1 protein-coding gene is annotated in these 486 nt (G+C 66.7%); it reads left to right on the top strand.

What is annotated here, in order from left to right:
* A partial coding sequence (gene tpg / locus RM704_RS44605; RefSeq protein ID WP_311593586.1) for a telomere-protecting terminal protein Tpg occupies positions 1-434 on the top strand: 434 nt, incomplete at its 5' end.
* Positions 435-486 lie beyond the last annotated feature (52 nt).

The raw sequence follows: 486 nt of genomic DNA, 5'->3' as shown, positions 1-486 counted from the left end.
CCTTGGCGGAGCGTCTGGGCGTCTCGCGCCGCACGGTGGAGCGCTACCGGTCCGGGATGCTGACGACCCCGCAGAAGCGGCTCCAGGCCGCCCTGGTCGAAGAGACCGAGTCCGAATGGCAACCGCAGGTCAGAGCACAGGCGAGGGAGCAGGCAGCCACCTCCGGCGGGATGATGGTGCACGTCGTCGCGTACTTCGGGTTCGCCGCCACCGGGTCCTCCGACGACGGCCGCGAACGGCACATCACCACCGCGATCTCGCCCACCTACGTGCAGCAGATCCTCCAGCTCCAGGAGGCCGGTGCGACGGAGGAGGAGCTGCATCCGGTCGTCGCCCAGGCCGTCACCGAGTCCTATTTCACGGAATGGGGCACCCGGGCTCAGGGGCTGCGCGCGGATTTCACCCACGTCCAGTCGATAGATTTCGAGTTCTGACACCACACAATTCGAGGACTGCTATAACCGTTTTCAGCGGGCCGCCGTTCAG

This window comes from Streptomyces gottesmaniae (assembly GCF_031845845.1).
Classification (GTDB): domain Bacteria; phylum Actinomycetota; class Actinomycetes; order Streptomycetales; family Streptomycetaceae; genus Streptomyces; species Streptomyces akebiae.
This window is presented reverse-complemented; position numbering and strand designations above follow the sequence as displayed.